The organism is Cryobacterium sp. MLB-32, assembly GCF_000738085.1.
Classification (GTDB): Bacteria; Actinomycetota; Actinomycetes; order Actinomycetales; family Microbacteriaceae; genus Cryobacterium.
Map to the genome: position 1 here is coordinate 1 of NZ_JPRS01000230.1, position 2,542 is coordinate 2,542.

At 61.8% G+C, this 2,542-nt stretch carries 2 protein-coding genes; both read left to right on the forward strand.

Features of this window, described 5'->3' with window-relative positions:
* Positions 1-100: 100 nt before the first annotated feature.
* Complete coding sequence (locus tag JF66_RS21875; protein WP_081882460.1) at positions 101-1,318, forward strand: HAD hydrolase family protein; 1,218 nt, start codon at positions 101-103, stop codon at positions 1,316-1,318.
* On the forward strand, positions 1,318-2,205 hold the full coding sequence (locus JF66_RS16640) for a DUF6024 family protein (protein WP_035879775.1): 888 nt from the start codon (positions 1,318-1,320) through the stop codon (positions 2,203-2,205). The genes JF66_RS21875 and JF66_RS16640 overlap by 1 nt, the downstream gene beginning before the upstream one ends.
* The last annotated feature ends 337 nt before the right edge of the window (positions 2,206-2,542 follow it).

Below are 2,542 nucleotides of genomic sequence, written 5' to 3' on the forward strand. Positions count from 1 at the left end.
TCCAGGAGAAGGAGGCCCTGAGTCACGACATCATCAACTTTCTCAGCGGGCGTTCGTTGGCCATTGGTCACGAGACGCGCGATCGGGCTGAGATTACTGGATGAGGAGAATCGACAAGGCGGCCGCTGTGATCCTCCGTGGCGGCTTACTCCTTGTGGTTCGAAAGCGTGGCTCGACGACTTTTATTTCCCCGGGAGGAAAACCGGAACCTGGGGAAAGAATGGACCAGGCCTTGGCACGTGAGCTCACAGAAGAGACCGGGCTGCATCTACGGTCTTGGCAACGGTTTGGGACCTACTCTGACCGCGCTGCCTTTGAGCCGTCTTCGACGGTGCGGATCGAGGTGTTTCTCGCTGAGGCGGACGGGACCGCAACCCCGGGTCAGGAAATCGAGGAGGTCGCCTGGATCGACGGCGGATTCCGAGAGGCAGGTATCGAGCTGGGCTCGATTTTCGATCATTTCGTGGTGCCCGCGCTCCTCGCCCAGGGGCTGCTGCGTCCGGGGTCGATGCCGAGTCTCGGTCGGCCTGCCGAGCGCACCATCATCGTCGACCTGGACGGCACCATCGCCTTCGACGGAGGCCACCCGGGACCCAAGGTGAGCGCGGCCCTGGACCATCTGGGCGAGCGAAGCGATATCCATCTGGTGGTGGCTACGTCACGCGCTCCTCGCGGAGCCCGCAAAATCATGGGTGCGTTGGCCGATCGAGTGGATGAGTGGTGGTGCTGCAACGGTGCCTTCCGGACTGGCCACGGAAGGGAGACCGAGACCACAGCGCTGCCGTGTGAACCCTTGAGGGCGATGATCGCGTGCCTTCGCGCAGAGGCCGTTCCCTTCTACCTTGAGTATGGCGACCGGTTTGTCGTCAGCGGCGGCGGCTTCTCGTGGATGGCCTATCCCGATCGGGCCGAGTACAGCCCCGACGCTGACCCTGACCTGGCGACTGTCATCAAGCTGGTTGTGGACTCGCAGGATTCTGCCTTGTGGATATGCCGACTCCGGGACTCGGCCGGCGACGACGTGGAGATATGTCTGCACGCCGGCGGGGTTATCGATATCACAGCCGCCGGCGTCACAAAAGCGAAGCCACTTGACCTCCGGATGAACGCTAACGGGTCAGTGGTTGTGGCGTTCGGCAACGACCTGAATGACCAAGAGTTGCTAGCCCGGGCCGACGTTGCGTTCGTGGTCGGCATCGGGTTACCCGGCCTGGAACGAGCCAGACATGTGCGCCGGGTATCAGCTGATGATGCCGCAGTGGCCACGGCTTTGTGGCACGTGGTGAGTATTCCAGCCTCCGATGAGCTCGAGGCCTGATGTGCGCACTGGACGCTGCGGCGTTACATCCAGATCTGCAGGTGTCTACCGGGCACGGACACTACTACGCTCAGGCAGCGGAGCTGCGGTCCACCATCACCTGCGCACTAGTCCGTGACCTGGGCGCGGGAGACTTCCGGCCCTATCTGCTTCATAATTCCACCTCCGCCTTGATGGCGGTGTTGTTCGCCGCGACCAACGCAGGCCGCAGCATCAATACCGAGGGCCCCATCGAACAGCACTACTCGCCTTATAATTTTCTGCTGCCGCGAGCCGGGCCATTAGCCGACTGGGAGCTGCGAACCCACGTCTCGCCGGTCACCGCAGTGGTCGATGAACTTGGTGGACGAAGCATCCGTATCGTCGACGCTGCACAGTCACTCGGTACTGTGCTCACCCCCGCGCTCCTGACAGGCAGCGACGTCGCGATCGCGCCTTTGCACAAGCACCTTGGCCTGGTGGTCGGCCTGGGACTGGTGCTGGTCCGCCGCGATGTCCCCGACCTGGAACCGGTTCATCGCGTCCTAAGGGTGGCCGAGTCAGGTGCCCAGTCTATCGAACTTCTTCGCCGCGCCGCTTCGGCGATCAAGAACCTTGACGGGAGGATAGCCAACCTGGCCCAAGTGAACGTCAGTCCGGAGCTGAGCGCGTGGTGTCTCGATCGCGGGCTTCGACCACTGGCGTCAGGGCCGGGTGCGCCGTATGTGTGCCTGACCACCACCGACGGCATTCCTGTCGCGGATCGACTGGCGCCGACGGGTTGGCGTCATTTCCGGGAGTTCAACACAGCCCGCTTCTCCTTCGTACGAAGAGGCAGGCCGGGCGAAGCGGCAGTCGATCACGTCCTCGAGTTCCGGATGGCCGTCAATCGGGCTCTGGGGCGCTGACAACGCATTTGCGTGATACGTGCAACGCCAACTACGACATGATTCCCGCCTGGATCAATCCGACCCGCGTATCTTTTGCGGTCCTCACGGTCCTACTCCTCGGTGCATTTATCACTTCAACAGTCACGCACCACAGACGTAAATTTCGAAGAACCTGAGGAATGGGAAACCTCTGAAATTTCCCGCTGCAGTTTTCTCCGAGAATCGATCGCACCCTGACGGTCCAACACGTCTCATCGCCGCAGGACCGTGTAAAGCATCCGGCGCAGACGACTTCCCAGATGCCCGAAGTGGTGTTCACCAGCTCCCTTCCGACATCTCACTAAAGGTTCCGCTT